Source organism: Streptomyces sp. NPDC058864 (genome assembly GCF_042742985.1).
Lineage (GTDB): Bacteria > Actinomycetota > Actinomycetes > Streptomycetales > Streptomycetaceae > Actinacidiphila.
In genome coordinates this window covers 1-15,816 of record NZ_JBHYMQ010000073.1, presented here as the reverse complement: position 1 = coordinate 15,816, position 15,816 = coordinate 1, and the positions used below count along the sequence as shown (strand labels likewise).

At 70.6% G+C, this 15,816-nt stretch carries 17 protein-coding genes and 1 pseudogene; 9 read left to right on the top strand and 9 right to left on the bottom strand.

Going from position 1 to position 15,816, the window contains the following annotated elements:
* Positions 1-251: 251 nt before the first annotated feature.
* The 3 genes and pseudogenes from ACFW3D_RS35200 to ACFW3D_RS35190 all read right to left on the bottom strand — a co-directional run bounded on the left by ACFW3D_RS35200 (position 252) and on the right by ACFW3D_RS35190 (position 2,226).
* Positions 252-725, bottom strand: a complete 474-nt coding sequence (locus ACFW3D_RS35200) for a hypothetical protein (protein ID WP_500511464.1) — start codon at positions 723-725, stop codon at positions 252-254.
* Positions 726-861: 136 nt separating this feature from the next.
* Positions 862-1,092 (bottom strand): annotated as a pseudogene (locus tag ACFW3D_RS35195) (sterol carrier protein domain-containing protein); the annotation flags it as partial.
* Between the two features lie 402 nt (positions 1,093-1,494).
* Positions 1,495-2,226 carry a DUF7873 family protein gene (locus ACFW3D_RS35190; protein ID WP_500511462.1) on the bottom strand — a complete coding sequence of 244 codons (732 nt, stop codon included), beginning with the start codon at positions 2,224-2,226 and terminating at the stop codon, positions 1,495-1,497.
* 97 nt (positions 2,227-2,323) lie between these two features.
* Here ACFW3D_RS35190 and ACFW3D_RS35185 point away from each other — a divergent pair, with 97 nt between their 5' ends.
* Positions 2,324-2,848 carry a GNAT family N-acetyltransferase gene (locus ACFW3D_RS35185; RefSeq protein WP_500511460.1) on the top strand — a complete coding sequence of 175 codons (525 nt, stop codon included), beginning with the start codon at positions 2,324-2,326 and terminating at the stop codon, positions 2,846-2,848.
* Positions 2,849-2,860: 12 nt separating this feature from the next.
* Here the strand turns inward: ACFW3D_RS35185 and ACFW3D_RS35180 are convergent, their stop codons facing one another.
* Positions 2,861-3,829 carry an alpha/beta hydrolase gene (locus ACFW3D_RS35180; protein WP_500511458.1) on the bottom strand — a complete coding sequence of 323 codons (969 nt, stop codon included), beginning with the start codon at positions 3,827-3,829 and terminating at the stop codon, positions 2,861-2,863.
* A gap of 896 nt (positions 3,830-4,725) precedes the next feature.
* On the opposite strand from ACFW3D_RS35180, the gene ACFW3D_RS35175 reads away from it, so the two are divergent.
* The 3 genes from ACFW3D_RS35175 to ACFW3D_RS35165 all read left to right on the top strand — a co-directional run bounded on the left by ACFW3D_RS35175 (position 4,726) and on the right by ACFW3D_RS35165 (position 7,479).
* Positions 4,726-5,586 (top strand): SCO4651 family lipoprotein, encoded by an 861-nt coding sequence (locus ACFW3D_RS35175; protein WP_500511456.1) that lies wholly within the window; start codon positions 4,726-4,728, stop codon positions 5,584-5,586.
* Between the two features lie 233 nt (positions 5,587-5,819).
* Positions 5,820-6,971: a methyltransferase gene (locus ACFW3D_RS35170; RefSeq protein ID WP_500511454.1), complete on the top strand. Its 1,152-nt coding sequence runs from the start codon at positions 5,820-5,822 to the stop codon at positions 6,969-6,971.
* A gap of 64 nt (positions 6,972-7,035) precedes the next feature.
* Positions 7,036-7,479: an archease gene (locus ACFW3D_RS35165; protein WP_500511452.1), complete on the top strand. Its 444-nt coding sequence runs from the start codon at positions 7,036-7,038 to the stop codon at positions 7,477-7,479.
* Positions 7,480-7,588: 109 nt separating this feature from the next.
* On the opposite strand, the gene ACFW3D_RS35160 is transcribed toward ACFW3D_RS35165, so the two are convergent.
* The 3 genes from ACFW3D_RS35160 to ACFW3D_RS35150 are packed head-to-tail and all read right to left on the bottom strand — an operon-like array spanning position 7,589 to position 9,107.
* The gene (locus tag ACFW3D_RS35160; RefSeq protein WP_500511450.1) at positions 7,589-7,852 is read right to left on the bottom strand and encodes a hypothetical protein; all 264 of its coding nucleotides are present in this window, start codon (positions 7,850-7,852) and stop codon (positions 7,589-7,591) included.
* 15 nt (positions 7,853-7,867) lie between these two features.
* Positions 7,868-8,536 (bottom strand): Rossmann-fold NAD(P)-binding domain-containing protein, encoded by a 669-nt coding sequence (locus ACFW3D_RS35155; RefSeq protein WP_500511448.1) that lies wholly within the window; start codon positions 8,534-8,536, stop codon positions 7,868-7,870.
* A 16-nt stretch (positions 8,537-8,552) separates the two neighbouring features.
* Entirely contained in the window at positions 8,553-9,107 is a 555-nt protein-coding gene (locus tag ACFW3D_RS35150) for a TetR/AcrR family transcriptional regulator (RefSeq protein ID WP_500511446.1), read from the bottom strand.
* A 79-nt stretch (positions 9,108-9,186) separates the two neighbouring features.
* Here ACFW3D_RS35150 and ACFW3D_RS35145 point away from each other — a divergent pair, with 79 nt between their 5' ends.
* Together ACFW3D_RS35145 and ACFW3D_RS35140 are read left to right on the top strand one after the other, a co-directional pair.
* Positions 9,187-9,342, top strand: coding sequence for an aldehyde dehydrogenase family protein (locus ACFW3D_RS35145; protein WP_500511505.1), 156 nt, complete (start codon positions 9,187-9,189; stop codon positions 9,340-9,342).
* A 727-nt stretch (positions 9,343-10,069) separates the two neighbouring features.
* Positions 10,070-10,423: a hypothetical protein gene (locus ACFW3D_RS35140; protein WP_500511444.1), complete on the top strand. Its 354-nt coding sequence runs from the start codon at positions 10,070-10,072 to the stop codon at positions 10,421-10,423.
* A gap of 125 nt (positions 10,424-10,548) precedes the next feature.
* On the opposite strand, the gene ACFW3D_RS35135 is transcribed toward ACFW3D_RS35140, so the two are convergent.
* Positions 10,549-11,232, bottom strand: coding sequence for a hemerythrin domain-containing protein (locus ACFW3D_RS35135; RefSeq protein ID WP_500511442.1), 684 nt, complete (start codon positions 11,230-11,232; stop codon positions 10,549-10,551).
* A 420-nt stretch (positions 11,233-11,652) separates the two neighbouring features.
* A complete protein-coding gene (locus ACFW3D_RS35130) occupies positions 11,653-13,065 on the bottom strand; it encodes an RtcB family protein (RefSeq protein ID WP_500511440.1) in 1,413 nt (470 codons plus the stop codon).
* Positions 13,066-13,284: 219 nt separating this feature from the next.
* On the opposite strand from ACFW3D_RS35130, the gene ACFW3D_RS35125 reads away from it, so the two are divergent.
* The 3 genes from ACFW3D_RS35125 (at position 13,285) to ACFW3D_RS35115 (ending at position 15,809) form a co-directional block, all read left to right on the top strand.
* Positions 13,285-13,641: a PRC-barrel domain-containing protein gene (locus ACFW3D_RS35125; protein WP_500511438.1), complete on the top strand. Its 357-nt coding sequence runs from the start codon at positions 13,285-13,287 to the stop codon at positions 13,639-13,641.
* Between the two features lie 34 nt (positions 13,642-13,675).
* Entirely contained in the window at positions 13,676-13,843 is a 168-nt protein-coding gene (locus ACFW3D_RS35120) for a hypothetical protein (RefSeq protein ID WP_500511436.1), read from the top strand.
* Between the two features lie 88 nt (positions 13,844-13,931).
* Entirely contained in the window at positions 13,932-15,809 is a 1,878-nt protein-coding gene (locus tag ACFW3D_RS35115; RefSeq protein WP_500511434.1) for a transketolase, read from the top strand.
* Positions 15,810-15,816 lie beyond the last annotated feature (7 nt).

Here is a 15,816-nt window from a genome sequence, read left to right as displayed (position 1 = left end):
CGCCACGGGTCACACAAGCCGCGGGGACAGTAACGCGCCCCACCGGTGTCCCGGAAGACCGCCTCGGGTGCACATCAACTCCCTTGACAACGTTGCCTCCCGGGCCGGTATAGTCATGCCCAGTCCAATGACAACGTTGTCTCGCGCCACGGTTCCGCCACAAGCCCCCCACGCCCTCCTCGACACCCTTGGATCCCCCCCCAGCCCGCCGACCCGTACCCGGTGCGGCAACAAGCCGGGCCAGCCCGGTCCTAGTCACCCGAGAAGCCGAAGATCCCCAGGTGGGTGGGCCCGCCATCGGAGTGCAGAATGACGTAGCAGCCGGTCCACCTCATCCGGCACTCGCCGAGCAGGCTCCGCTCGAACTCCTCGTGGCTCGTGAGCTCACCGGCCGCGGCAACAAGCGCCGAGTACTGCTCCACCGTCGGGTGCTCGGTACCGAAGTGGTGCACCACGCGGCTGAGCGGCAGGGGCCTGAGCGTGCCGTAGTCCCCGGCACGCAACGGCACAGGCGGGGCGTCCGTGGCCACGACCGTGTGAATGTCGAGGATCGTGTGGGTGCCCTCCTCCCCCATCAACTCCTCGTCCTCGTACAGCTCCCACAGATCCTTGTAACGGGCACCGTCGCCGTACGCCTCCTGGAACACCTCCGCCTGCAAAGCCGCCAGAGCCGCCGCGACGTCCCCGTCGTACCCCGTCACATAGTCCCACCCGCTGGCACCCATACAGCCCCTCCTCGGAGATCGTGAACGGCCGGACGGTATCAGCGGAGGCTGACAATGCAACGGCTCGCGCCGGACCCGAAGGCTCCGGCGCGAGGGCGCGAGGTGACATCTGCGCGGTCGCCGCAGGCGCACGCGGTCAGAACCATTGCAGGCAGTGCGGGAAGCGCTCGGCGCGGTAGAGGGCGTCAGCGGGGGACGCCGCGTCCGGGCGGCGCGCCCGGACGGGTCCGGCCCGCACGAGCGTGCTCGGGGCGGTGCCGCCGAGGTGGACCGAAGCCAGGTCGCTCACGTCCAGTGACAGGTCGGGTTCCCGATCCGTCTGGACGCACTTGGCCTTGCTGTCCCAGACGGTCGGCAGCCGCGGCCCGGCAGAGTGAGACGTGACGGAGCCCGGGAGCGGTATCCAGCTGCCCGGGCTCCTGTGGTGCCACCCAATTGCGCACACCGGCGGCGTTTAAGAGTCGCGGATCATTCTGAGATCGACGTGTTCTACCTTTGAACTACCGCGCCACGAAGAGGCGCAGAGGGGAATTGAACCCCCATCCGTCGATGATCGTCCGCGCTCGGTCGATCCGGCGTTCGGCGGCGAATGCTGAGACTGGAGCGAGAGTCTGAGATTCACGGGGCTGCCTCTACCGGTTGGGCCACCCCGGCGTGTGGTGCCGGGGGAGGGACTCGAACCCCCACTGATACCCCTGGTCAGCTTCAACGTCAGTTTCAGCTTGCGCTCTCGGCGCACCCCCCGCTCTCACGAGGGGCGTTGATGGGGCTACCCGAAGAGGTAGCCGAAGACCGCCTCCCCCACGCGCTGGTCGGTGACGTCCGCGCCATTGGCCTCCTCGCGGGCGAACTTGACGGCCTGCTGCAGCTTCTCGACCCTGCCGAGGAGTTCGTTCACGCGGCGCGCCGGCAGCGCGCCGGAGAACTTCACGGTCGTCCAGTACCCCACGGGCACGTCCTCGTAGTACACCTCGACCTGCGCCGGGTGCTTCTCCGTGGCCTCGGCCTTCACGTGGTTGCGCGGCACCTTCTTCGTGCGGATCGTCCGCACCGGGTCGGTCTTCCAGCAGTCCGTCGACGGGTCCGGGTTCCACGACTCCGACGCGTCGAGGACCGGCAGCTTGCGCACGAACGTGTGCAGGTCGGTGAGCTGCTTCTCCAGGAACAGCAGGTACGGGACGGGGACCTGCGCGAGCAGCACCCGCCCGTCCACCACCACGTCCGCGGCCGCGGTCCGGTTGGCCCAGTCCTTGGTCGCCGTCACGTCGAAGAGCCGCGTCAGGGTGCCCCCGACCGCGTGCAGGACGTCCTCGGCCTTCACCTGGACCCGGGTGGACTCCGGCGGCAGTTGCTCGCCCTCCTCGTCCTTGGGCTGGTACGTCCGCGAGATCCCGGCGAGCAGCGCGGGCTTCTGGACGTCGTGATGGGCCTGGGTCAGTTCCTGAAGGGACTTGGACTTGACGCCCTTTTCCACGGCGATGATCTGATTGAGCTTCGGCACGTCATGGAAACTAGCAGTGCGCCGTGCGCACACACACCCGATTTTCCGACGATGGGCGGACATCTGTTCGAGGCACGTGCACGGATATCGTCGCCGCATGCCCGAACTGGTCGCGCCCACCGTCCTTCTGCATTCCGCCTGGCTCGAGGCCCACGACGAGTGGGGACCCGGCCGGCACGAGGACGGTTTCGGGTTGGGGCCGTCCGACGAGGTTCGCTCGCCGGACGGATTCGCGGCCTGGGCGACGATGCTGGCCGGGCAGTCCGGTCCGGAGGCCGTGGCAGCGGGCCACGCCTGTACGTACCGGTGGATCGTCGAGGGCGACCGGGTGCACGGCGGCATCGCCCTGCGGCTCGGGCCCGATGACTACGTGCTGCGGTTCGGCCACGTCGGTTACGGCATCCGGCCGTCCTCGCGCCGCCGTGGACTGGCCACGTGGGCCCTGGGGCGGATGCTCGACGAGGCGCGCGGGCTCGGGCTGGAGCACGTGCTCGCCGTCTGTGAGGCCGCCAACACCGCCTCCGCGCGGACGATCGAGCGCAACGGCGGCGTCCTCGAACCCGCAGATGCCCGGGGGGCCGGGTCGGGTGCGGTGCGGCGCTACCGGATCACGATCGCCTGAAGCGAGGCAGCCTCAGGGGTGCAGCGCGCGCTGCAGGGCCTCGACGGCCAGCGTGCGGGCGACGACGGTCGCCTTCGAGTCACGGAGGCTGTCGAGCATGAGGAAGTCGTGGACCATGCCGAGCACCCGGACCGCGGTGACGTCCACGCCCGCCTCACGCAGCCTGGCGGCGTAGGCCTCGCCCTCGTCGCGCAGCACGTCGGCCTCGTCGGTGATCACCAGGGTGGTGGGCAGGCCGCGCAGTTGCCCGACGTCGGCGCGCAGCGGCGACGCGTACACCTCGGCACGCTGCGCCGGGTCGCTGGTGTAGGCGTCCCAGAACCACTTCATCCCGTCGCGGGTGAGGTAGTAGCCCTCGGCGAACTGCTGGTACGAGGGGGTGTCGAAGTTCGCGTCGGTCACCGGGTAGAGCAGCACCTGGGCCGACACGTCGATGTCGCCGCGCTCCTTGGCCATCAGCGCGAAGACGGCCGACATGTTGCCGCCGACCGAGTCGCCGCAGACGGCCAGTCGCGACGCGTCGAGTTTCCGGTCCTCGCCGTTGTGCAGGATCCACTGCGCGACCGCGTAGTTCTGCTCGATCTGGGTGGGGTACTTCGCCTCGGGGGCCAGGTCGTAGACGGGGAAGACCACCGCAGCCTTGGTGCCGACCGCGAGTTCGCGCACGAGCCGGTCGTGGGTGTTCTCGTCGCCGAAGACCCAACCGGCGCCGTGGATGTAGAGCACCACCGGCAGGGTCTCCGTGGCACCTTCGGGGCGGATGATGCGGGCGCGGACGCTGCCGTACTCTCCGGCGTCGACGGTCACCCATTCCTCGTCCACCGCGGGCTTGGGCACGCCCTCCCCCGCCTGCAGGTCGTCAAGGATCCCGCGGCCGCTCTCCGGTGGGACCTCGTAGATGCGCGGGTGCTGTGCGGTGGCGTCCGCCAGTTCCTTGGCCGCGGGCTCAAGGACGGGCGCCGTGGACGGGGATTCGGGCATGATGGGTCTCCTGCCGGAGTTTCCGTTCATGAGGCGGCGTATGCGGTCGCAAGGGACCGTGCCGGCCGCCCTTCCATCGTCCCTCGGCGATTCGGCGCCGCAACTCCGGGAATCCACACGGTCGCAGAGCGCTGACGCGGGGACACAGACCGTCACTCCGCGGGGCGGCGGTGCCCGGCGGCGTGGTGCCTCGTGCCCGCCGGGGCCGCTCGCTGCGGTGCGCGGATGCGATTCGCGATGTCCATCCCGCAGTTCCACGCGGACGGCGAGTTCGATCCGGCCGCGTTTGGGATCGTGCGGGAGGCGCTGGCCGCGAGCGGCAGGCCGGCGCAGGGGCTTCGGTATCGCCAAGCGCGTACATCGCGGTGGACGACGACTCCCGGCGCGCCCGCGACCGGATCGACGCGGGACTGGCGGCGCTGTACATGAGGAAGTCCCCAGGCATCGAGGCCCCGGCGATCGCGGGGACGCCCGCGGAGTGCGTCCGGTCTCTACGCGAGGTCGTCGCCGCCGGCGCGGAACTCATCCTGTTCACGCCCTGTTCGAGGCCGCCGAGCGGACCGAACGCCTCGCCTCCGAGGTCCTGCCGCGGCTCGGCCGACTCGCCCGCCGTGCCGGGCCACGAGCCTGATCCGCCGGACCCCGGTCTGCGGCGCCCTGAGTACGGAGACGGCGATCCGCGCCGCTTCCCCCGCCGGGTAGTGGACGCCGGTGACGATCGCGGGGAACGCGATGCTCCTGGCCTCGAAGGCGGGCGTCCATGGCGCTCCGTTCGAGCCGGACCCTGATCGTTTACGCCTTCGCCGATTGTTGTATGGTCCGAGGCCATTGATCGTTGGACAGATCTTTGCCTGCCTGGGGGGGAACTTCTCATGCACATTCGTCGCCTTGTGGCGATGACGGCTGCGACCGGCACACTCGCACTCGGTCTCGCGGCCTGTGGTGACTCCGCCAAGGAGGCAACGAAGGCCGTGTCGGCGCGGGGCTCCGCCAATCCGGCGGAGAACAAGGTCTCCCTCGTCGAAGCCGTGCGCAGCGGCGCCAAGGCGGTGGCGCAGCAGGGGTCCGCGAAGGTCGCCGTCGACTCCGTCGACACAGAGGTGGGCACCACCAAGTCCGAGGGCACGCTGAGCTGGAAGAAGGGCTCCGAAGCGGCCGAGGTGAGCATGGACGCCGCCTCCCACCCCGACCTGCAGGACATGGCGGGCCCGGACCGCAAGGTGCACCTGACGATGGTGGAAGGCAACGTGTACCTCCCGGTCGAAGGGGTGTTGCTCGAGGCCACGGGCGGCAAGAAGTGGCTGAAGCTCGAGGGCTCCTCCGCGGAGGACAACCCGGCCAAGGACCTGCCGCACGGTCCCGCCGCGGTGCTTGCCGCCCTGTCCACCGCGGCGGACCTCGCCTCGGCCGGCGAGGAGCAGGTGGCGGGCGCCGCGGCGACCCGCTACACGGGCACCGTGGACATCAAGAAGCTCGCTGCGGACACCGCTGTCCTGGAGCTCATCAGCAAGGCCGAGCGCGACGCCTACGTCGACGAACTCCACGCCACGGGCTTCAGGAACACCGTCGACATCGAGACGTGGATCGGCGCCGGTGATCTCGCGGTCAAGATCGTGGAATCCGGCAGGACCGCCAAGGGCCCCGCCAGGCTGACCATCGCGTATTCCGGCTACGGCCGGACCTCCGCCATCAAGGCGCCTCCGGCCGAGGACGTCACCACGTTCGCCGAGATGATCCAGAACGCCGACCAGGGCTGACCTCATCGCGCCGACGGGTGCGTCGCTCCCACGCGCACCCGCCGACCGCACGGGGTGTCCGTGGCGCGTGACAGGAGCCGGGGCCGTGACGAGCCGGAGCCCGTCCGCTTCGCGCGGGATCTGCGGGACCTCCTCAACCTGCTACGACGGTCCCCGACCCGCTGCGCCGCGACCGGCGGCCCCGGAAGCCCGCAGCCTGGGGCGGCGTGCGCAGCCCGTACCCTGAGGGGGCGATGAACCTCTTCAGCACGCCGTGGGGCGCACTCGAACTGACCCGATTCCCCGCGGAGCCGCGGGAGACGCTGCGTGCGTGGGACGCCGCGGACGACTACCTGTTGCGGCACCTCGCCGAGACGGGCACGGACCTGACGGGCACGGCCGTCGTCCTGGGCGACCGCTGGGGGGCGCTGGCGACGGCACTGGCCGCGCACCGTCCCGCGCAGATCACGGACTCCCACCTCGGGCAGCAGGCCACGCGCGCGAACCTGCGGCGCAATGTGCCGGACGCCGAGGTGCGGTTGCTGACCACGCGCGACGAGCCGCCCGCGCGCATCGACCTGCTGCTGGTCCGCGTGCCGAAGAGCCTCGCGCTGCTGGAGGACCAGTTGCACCGGCTTGCGCCCGCGCTCCACCCGGGCACCGTCGTCCTGGGGACGGGGATGGTCACCGAGATCCACACGTCCACGCTGCGGCTGTTCGAGCGGATCGTGGGGCCGACCCGGACCTCGCCGGCAGTGCGCAAGGCGCGGCTGATCTTCAGCACCCCCGATCCGGCGGCGGACCGCGGGCCCAATCCGTGGCCGCTGCGGTACGCGCTGCCCGACGGCATCGGGCCGTTGTCCGGCCGCACCGTCACCAATCACGCGGGCGTGTTCTGCGCCGACCACCTCGACATCGGCACCCGCTTTCTCCTCGAGCACCTGCCGCAGCGCAAGGGCCCGGACCGTGTGGTCGACCTGGGCTGCGGCAACGGTGTGGTGGGCACGGCGGTGGCGCTGGCGAACCCCGGCAGCGAGGTGCTGTTCGTCGACGAGTCGCACCAGGCCGTCGCGTCCGCCGAGGAGACCTTCCGCGACAATGCCGGCCCCGGGGCCGGGGCCCGCTTCCTCGTCGGGGACGCCGCCGACGCCGTGGCCGCGGTCGGGCCCGAGGGGGTCGACCTCGTCCTCAACAACCCGCCGTTCCACTCCCACCAGGCGGTCACCGCCGCGACCGCCCAGCGCATGTTCGTCACCGCCCGGTCCGCGCTGCGGCCCGGCGGTGAGCTGCTGGTCATCGGCAACCGGCACCTCGGCTACCACGTGCGCCTGCGGCGGCTCTTCGGGAACTGCGAGGTCGTCGCGTCGAATCCGAAGTTCGTGATCCTGCGGGCCGTACGGCGCTGACACCGGTCCGCCGGACGCTACCGGACCCACCCTTGAGCCGACGTGAACCGGGCAGGCTTTCCCCATGGTGGACGAGGCGTACGGCGACGGACCGGAGGCGGGCGGACACCGTGCGGTGCCCCACACCGCCGATGTGCGGATCGAGGCGTGGGGGCCGACCCGGGAACAGTGCCTGGTCGAGGCGGTGCTGGGGCTGGTCGAGTGCTTCGCGGACGTTGCCGGGGTACGGCCGGCGTTCGTACGGCGGATACCGGTCGCGGAGGCCGCCGACGACGATCTGCTGGCGGACCTCCTCGACGAGGTGATCTTCCGGCTCGAAGTGCACGGGGAGGTGCCCGTCGACGTAGAGGCGGAGGTGGACGACGGCGGGCTGGACGTGCGGATGGCGGTGGCCGACGTCGGGTCGGTCGAGGTGGTCGGCGCGGTGCCGAAGGCGGTCTCGCTGGGCGAGCTCCACCTGGCGCCCGGCCCCTACGGCTGGACCTGCGCGGCGACGGTCGACGTCTGACGGCGCGCCCTCCGGGCCCAGGGCCTGTCGTCAAAATGACCGGCCGCCCGCAGGGCGGGCCCCGCGTCTCCCCCGGCTTCCGCTGGGAGGTGCCCTCAGACGACAGGGCCTAACGCCGGCCGACGGTCCGCCTCCGGCGTTCCCGCAGACTCACCGCCCATGCGGCCAGGATCAGGACGAGGCCGGAAGCCGCGACGATCCGGACTGCCGGAGTGCCGAACGTCACCTCCGGCGCGGAGACGACTCCTGCCACTCCGGCGGCCAGAAGCAGCATCGGCAGCCGGCGCCGCCAAACCGGCAGCGTGTCCATGCGCCAGACCGACCAGCTCATCCTGGCGGCGGCGAGCACGGTGCACCAAGCGAAGACATCCATCTGGCGATCAGAGGATCAGCGAGCGCCAAGGTGGTTGATGTCCTGGCTGTGGAGGATCCGCTGGGCGGACGTGCCGGGGCGGGTGACGGCGAGCATGGCCCGGCCGAGGTGATCGGTGGTCGTGGTGTGCTTCGGCGCGATGCGGTGCAGCAGCGGGTAGAGCCAGGAGGTCAGGGCGTAGGTGAGGCGGTACACGGGGGTCTTGGAGACGGCTCCGTGGCGGGGCCGGATGTAGCCGGGGCGGAACATGTAGGCGTCCATAGGCATGGCGAGCAGGGCGTTCTCGGTGCGTCCTTTGACACGGGCCCACATGGTGCGGCCGTGCTCGCTGCTGTCGGTGCCTTCGCCGGAGACGTAGGTGAAGGTCAGGCCAGGGTTGGCGGCGGACAACGTGTTGGCCGCGGCCACGGTGTAGTCGTAGGTGATGCGGGTGTAGTCGGCTTCGCCGCGGCCGCTGGAGGAGACTCCGAGGCAATAGAAGCAGGCGTCCACGTCCGTCAGTTGCCCGGCCAGTCCGGACAGGTCTGCGAAGTCTTGGTGGATGACCTCGTGCAGTTTGGGGTGGGTGACGCCGAGCGGGCTGCGGTTCACCACCAGGATTCGGGCGACCTCGGGATCCAGCAGGCACGCGCGCAGCACACCATGTCCGACCATGCCGGACGCGCCGAAGATGACGACGTTCACGAAGCGGTTCTCCTGTTCAGGCGCGGACGATGGCCGCGGCGGTGGCGACGATGGTGGCGCGGCGGCGGTCGCGGTCGGCCTCGGACGCGATGGTGGGCATCAGCGGGGTCTTGCTGACGGAGAGCAGGACCATGAGGTCGCGCAGTTCCTCGGCGGGAAGCGTGGCCGGGATGACACCGGCCTGCTGAGCCTGCGCGATGCGCTTCGCCTTTGCCTTCTGGGCGTCGTGGACGACCTGCGGCACGGCGTGCTCGGGTCGCTCGAGAAGCTGCCAGGCGGCCAGTCGCACCACTTGGGGGTGGTCCTGGTAGTAGTCGAACAGGCGCCCCGCATAGCCGGGCAGGTCGGCGGCGTCCAGCGGGACGGCGTCGACGATCTCGGTGACCAGGTCGCTGTAGACCTTGTCGAACAGGTCCACCTTGCTGCCGAAGTACCGGTACAGCAAGGCGTTGTTGACCCCGGCGTTCCTGGTGATGCGCTCCACACGGGCGCCGGCGATGCCGTACCGGGCGAACTCCTCGGTGGCGGCCTCCAGGATCTTCCGCCGGGTCTCGTCTGCGTTGCGTGCCATGGATGCAGTCTAAGTAAGTAGGCAGTCACTTGCAAAGGCGCGGGGCCGGACGCACCGTCGGATATAGGTAACCACTTACATCACCCCCGGCATCCGTACCGGAACCTTCCTCGTCAACGGCGCCCCGGCCGGCTTCGACGCCCCCTTCGGCGGCCACAAGGCCGGCGGCATCGGCCGCGAATTCGGAACCACCGACCTCACCCACTACATCGAGCACAAGTCGATCGCCCTCTGACCCGCCACCACGCACCGCGATCGCCTGGACACCGGCGTTCAACGATCTCCATCAACAGGTGGCGGAACTGTCCTCCGTCCGGGGACCCCTGACGACACGCCACGCGGTCTCCAGCGACGACCGAACGGTCCCCGACCCACCGGCCGCGGTCGCCGTCGGCTCGGACGACGTGCTGCCGTTCGCAGGACTCGCGCGGTCGACCGCTCACCTGCCGGCGGGCGCCATCGATGCGCCTGCCGGCAAACACCGGGAAATTTGCACAGCACCGCCCCGGATTCCAAGTTGCCCCCTTTTTTCAATTCTCCCCGCTCAGGAGTAATTTCCGCATCGGGATGCCGCGCCAAGGGAATCCGAAGTGGCACAATTTTTGCCAAATTCGGCTCGCTCGGATTAATTAATTTTATCTTGCCCCAGCAGCACTTTCTCGACGTCGAGCGTCCGTTCCGGATTCACTCCAAGGTGTATCAACACGGAACCCGGAAAATCTCGCACAGCAAGGCAAGAAGGGGCCTGAGCTGGGGGAACGCCAGGGTTTCGACCTCGCGGGAGCCGTCGACAATTTCTCGATCGTGCCCTGTTCGGCGGACCTCCACCGCGAAGCGTGAATGACTTCCGAGTGGCCATCGGCTAGCTTCGGATTCGCATCAGGAAATTCCCGTCTCCAAGGAGGAATGCAGTGAAGGGACTTGCTCGAGCCGCAGCTACGGTGGCTTTGGCGGTATCGGCCATGGGGGTTCCCCTGGCCGGTACGGCGCTGGCAACTTCCGCGCCCTGTTCGGGGGGTGGCTGGGACAACGGCCACGGTGGCCGCGGCTATGACCGCAAAGACCACGGCCATGGTGGCTACGGTTACGGAGGGCACGGCGGTGGCGGCTACGACCGCGGCGGGTACGGCCGCGGGGGCTACGACCGCGGCGGGTACGGCGGTTGGGGTGGGGACTTCGGCTACCTGAGGTTCACCAACAAGTCGCTCAAGTCCGCGCACGTGAAGGCCCACAACGAATCGCTGTCGGCCAACGTCGCCTCGCCCCTGGCAGTCGCGCAGTCCGAGGCGGTCCAGGCCATCAACATCCGTCAGTAGCTCCCGGAGCCGGCCGTCGTCCTGGGCATCACTGCCGCGTCAGGGCCCGGTCACAGGCGAAGGGGTCAATGGACGAAGGCCTGACCGCGACCGATCCTGGCTGGTCGGTCACGGTCAGGCCCGGCTCAGCGGGTGGCGCGCGGGGGCGTGGGGGTGCCGTGAACCCGTGCGGCATGCCTGGCGAACCGGCGTCGCGCGATCACGGGCACCAACAGCCTGGCCACCGGCGGCGCCTCGGCGAGGACCGCCTTGACGACCTCGGGGTCACCCTCGTACATCGCCATGCCGAAGGCCAGCGGGAGGGTCTTCTTCGCCGACTTCTCGAGGCTGTGTTCGCCGAGCCGCCGCCATTCCGCCGCGGTGACGTACTTCTCGGCCAGGGGGAGGATCCGCTCCTCCTCCATCGCCATGTGCTCGAGCAGGGTCGCCTCCAAGCCCTCGAATGCCTCGGCGAGTTCGCGGCCGCCGCGTGCTGTGGCACGCCACCCCGGCAGCAGGCGCAGGACTTCCGCGTTGGCGGCCTCGATCCGGTGGTGCTGCCGCTCCATGACGGGCACGACGTCCTCGGCCTCCTCGCCGCCGCGCTGGTGGAGCAGCGGCCACAGGACGAGGTCCTCGCCCTCGTGGTGGAGGTGCAGGAGGTCGCAGACGAACGCGGCGTGGGCGCCGACGACCTCGGAGCGTTCGGTGTCGTCCGGGGCGACGTCCCGGACGAGTTGCGGGAGGAGGCCGAACTCACGGCGCAACATGGTGTGGACCATGTACATGTCCCGCACATCGGCCATGGGTTCGTTGGTGCTCGGGTTCACTGGGGGTCCTTCAACGTCGTAGCGGTGTCCGCTGCTGCCGGCCGGGGCGCTGGTCTGCCGAACCTGACGCGTCCTGCGTCAGACCGCGGCCAGTCCCCGGGGGGTTGCGATCCAACGGCGATCGGAAGACGTGCAGCCGTGACTGCCACCTCGAAGAAATCTACGGGGCGGGAGGGCGCGAAAATAGAACATGCGTGTCAGATGCGGTCAACCCGCCACGCGCTTCCCGCTCCCGCGTGTGGAGCCGTGCGATCTGCGGCGGCATGGACGACCGCCCGCTCGCCGAGGGACACATGTCCGCGAACATCTGCGCCGGGAACACCGCACCACGATGCTCAGCCAGAAACGCGAACACACTCCCGGCAGGGATCAACTCCCGGCAGGTCTCCCACACGTCCGGCCCCGATCTTCATCACTCCTCTAGCCCTTCACCACGCCGAGGGGCACCAGCCGGACGACCCTGCGGCACAGTCCGGCGCCCTCGCTCGCCTCGACCACCGCCGAGACGTCCTTGTACGCCTCCGGCGTCTCCTCGGCGAGGCCGCGCCAGGACGAGGCGCGGACCGCGATCCCGCGGGCCTCCAGCCGGGCCCGCAGTTCCCTGCCGCTGACCCCGCGCGCGGCCTGGTGCCGGCTCTTCTCCCGGCCCGCGCCGTGGCAGGTCGAGTGGAAGGCGTCGCCATGTGGCACGCCGGTGAGGACGTACGAGCAGGTGCCCATGGTGCCGGGGATGAGTACGGGCTGGCCGACGCCGCGCAGGTCGGCCGGCAGATCCGGATGGCCGGGCGGGAGGGCCCGGGTGGCGCCCTTGCGGTGGACGCACAGGGTGCGCGGCGCCCCGTCCACCTCGTGCTCCTCGATCTTCGCGAGGTTGTGGGACACGTCGTAGACCAGCGTCAGGCGCACCCCCGCCTCGCGGCGGAAGATGCGGCGGGACAGCTCGCCGAGGAGCTGGCGGTTGGCCCGGGCGTAGTTGGCCGCGGCGGCCATCGCGCCGAGGTAGGCGCGGCCCTCGGGCGAGTCGACGGGGACACAGGCGAGCTGCCGGTCGGGGACCTCGATGCCGTACCGCCGCATCGTCCGGTCCATCGCCCGCACGTGGTCGGAGCAGATCTGGTGCCCCAGTCCCCGCGAACCGCAGTGGATCATCACGCAGACCTGGCCGAGCGCGAGGCCGAAGGCGGTGGCGACCTGCTCGTCGTAGACCTCGGCGACCTCCTGCACCTCGAGGAAGTGGTTGCCCGAGCCGAGGCTGCCCACCTGCCCGAGGCCGCGTTCGCGGGCGCGCGCGCCGACCTGGCCGGTATCCGCGTCGGCCACGGTGCCCTCGTCCTCGCAGCGCCGCAGGTCGCCGTCCTCGCCGTGGCCCTCCTGCACGGCGTAGCGGGAGCCGCCGGTCAGCACGCGTTCCAGCAGACGGTCGCTGCCCAGGTGCCAGACTGCCCCGGTGACCGCGCCGCGCGGGGTGTCCTGGCCCAGTCCGTCCATGATCGCGGGCAGGGCGGGTCCGACCGCGGCGCGGTCGCAGTCGGCGGCGAGCAGCCGTACGCCGCAGGAGATGTCGAAACCCACCCCGCCCGGGGAGACGACGCCGCCTTCGGCGACGTCGGTCGCGGCCACTCCTCCGATGGGGAAGCCGTAGCCCCAGTGGACGTCCGGCATGGCGTACGAGGCACCGACGATGCCCGGCAGCGTCGCCACGTTGACGACCTGTTCCAGGGCCTTCTCCGCGTGGTTCAGCAGCTCGCGCGAGGCGAACACGACACCGGGAACGCGCATTCCGGCGCGCCGGCCGATGCGGAAACGGTAGGGGTCCTCTTCCACGACGTCCATCACGGCCTCCAAGGGCCGGTCGGCAGGCGAACACACCCCCTACGTATCGCGTTGCCGGGGCCGGCCGCCGTAAACGGAGCTCCGGCCGGATCCGGGTTCCGGACGTAGCATGAGAAAGCGAGCAGGAACGCACTCACCTGCGGCGGCCCGGCCAGGGCGGTCCCGGCGCGCCCGCGCCGGGGATCGACGCCAGTCCGGCGCTCCACCGAGGAGCAGCGCATGATCCATTCAGCCGATATCCGCGAGTGGCGCGACCGCGACGTCATCGACCCCAAGGGGCACAAGATCGGTGCGCTGGAAGCGGTCTACGTCGACACCGCCACCGACGAGCCCGCCATGGCGACGGTGCGCACGGGGCTGCCGACGCGGCAGCGACTGGTGTTCGTCCCCCTCGACGAGGCGGTCGTGGGGCCCGGTTACGTCCAGGTCGCCCAGTCCAAGGGGCTGGTGAAGAAGGCTCCGTCCATCGGGACGGACGACGTCCTGCCCGCCGAGCAGGAAGGGGAGATCTTCCAGTACTACGACATGGCCTACCACCCGGGTGCCGGCGGCGAACGGAAGCTCGCCCGGCGCTGAGCGCACCACGTCGCGCCGGGGAGGTGTTCTGGCCATGGCGCTCTTTCTCCTGCTGTTGTTGGTGGCCGTCGTCCTCGGGCTCATCGGCGCGGTCGCCGACGGTCTGTTCTATCTGCTGGTCATCGGCATCGTGGTGCTCGTGCTCGACCTGGTCTACGTCGGAGCCCGGTGGCGGCGTTCGCGCCGCGGGCCCCTGCGCTGACGCCGGCCGGCCGGGATGAGTGCTGCCCAAACCGGTGGGTAGCAGGCATCAGGTACGAAGAGTCCTCCGTGCGAAGAGGGAATCCGTCATGACGGACCAGAAAGCCGCCGCCCGCCCGATCGGGCCCGACAGCGACCTGGAACAGGTCTTCGAACTCGCCCAGCAGCTCCGTGTGGACTCCGTGCGGGCCAGCACCGCGGCCGGCTCGGGCCACCCCACCTCCAGTCTGTCCGCCGCCGACCTGATGGCCGTGCTGATGGCACGTCATCTCAAGTACGACTGGCAGCAGCCCGAGAACCCGGCCAACGACCACCTCATCTTCTCCAAGGGACACGCGTCTCCCCTGCTGTACGCGATGTTCCACGCCGCGGACGCCGTCGACGAGCGCGAACTCATGACGACCTACCGCACCTTCGGAGCGCGCCTCCAGGGCCACCCGACCCCCGTCCTGCCGTGGGTGGACGTGGCGACCGGATCGCTGGGCCAGGGCATCGCCTACGGCGTGGGCATCGCCACGGCGGGCCGCGACCTGGAGCACGAGCCGTACCGGGTCTGGGTGTTGTGCGGCGACAGCGAGATGGCCGAGGGCTCGGTGTGGGAGGCCCTGGACAAGGCCGGTCAGCGGCGGCTGCCCAACTTCGTCGCGATCGTCGACGTCAACCGGCTCGGTCAGCGCGGCCCCACCGAACTGCAGTGGGACACCGAGGCGTACGCCCGCCGTGTCGAGGCCTTCGGCTGCCGTGCCCTCGTCGTCGACGGGCACGACCTCCAGGCCGTCGACCGGGCGCTGGCCACCGCGGCGGACGGGCAGGCGCCCACCGTCATCGTCGCCAGGACCGTCAAGGGGCAGGGTGTCCCGGAGGTCGCCGACCACGAGGGCTGGCACGGCAAGCCGCTGCCGCCGGACCTCGCCGAGCACGCCATCCAGGAACTGGGCGGCGTGCGCCACCTGACCGTCCGCGGCCCGCTGCCGCCCGAGGCCGCAGCGCGGCCGCCGATCACCGCGACGACCGTGGACCTGCCGCACTTCCGGCTCGGGGACACGGTCGCCACCCGGGTCGCCTTCGGCAAGGCGCTCGTCGCCGTCGGCGCCCGTCCCGACGTCGTGGTCCTGGACGCCGAGGTCGGCAACTCCACGCACGCCGAGGACTTCGGCAAGGCCTACCCCGAACGGTACTTCGAGACCTACATCGCCGAGCAGCAGATGATCGCCTCGGCCGTGGGCATGGCCGTTCGCGGCTACCGCCCGTACGCCGCGACGTTCGCGGCCTTCCTCACCCGGGCCCACGACTTCATCCGCATGGCGGCCATCTCGCAGATCTCGATGGCCCTTTCGGGAAGTCACTGCGGTGTGGAGATCGGTGCGGACGGGCCGTCGCAGATGGGCGTGGAGGACCTGTCGATGATGCGCGCGGTCCACGGGTCCACGGTGCTGTACCCCAGTGACGCCACGTCCGCCGCCGCGCTGACGGCCGCCCAGGCCGACCTCGACGGCATCTCGTACCTGCGCACCACGCGCGGGGCGTATCCGGTCCTGTACGGGCCCGACGAGTCGTTCCCGGTCGGCGGCTCCAAGACGCTGCGGCAGTCCGGCGACGACGAGGTCACCCTCGTCGGGGCCGGGGTCACCCTGCACGAGTGCCTGGCCGCGGCCGACGTGCTGGCCGGTGAGGGCATCACGGCCCGGGTGATCGACCTGTACTCGGTCAAGCCGGTGGACGCCGACGCCCTCGCGCGCGCCGCCCGCGACACCGGTGCCCTGGTCGTCGCCGAGGACCACCACCCCGAGGGCGGCCTGGGCGAGGCCGTGCTGTCCGCCCTCGCCGCACGGCGTCAGGGCCCGGCCTTCGCCCACCTGGCCGTCCGCGACCTGCCGGGCTCCGGCACGGCCGAGGAACTCATGGACGCCGCAGGGATCTCCCGCACGCACATCGCGGAGGCGGCGCGGCGGCTGGCCGCGGGCTGACCCCCGC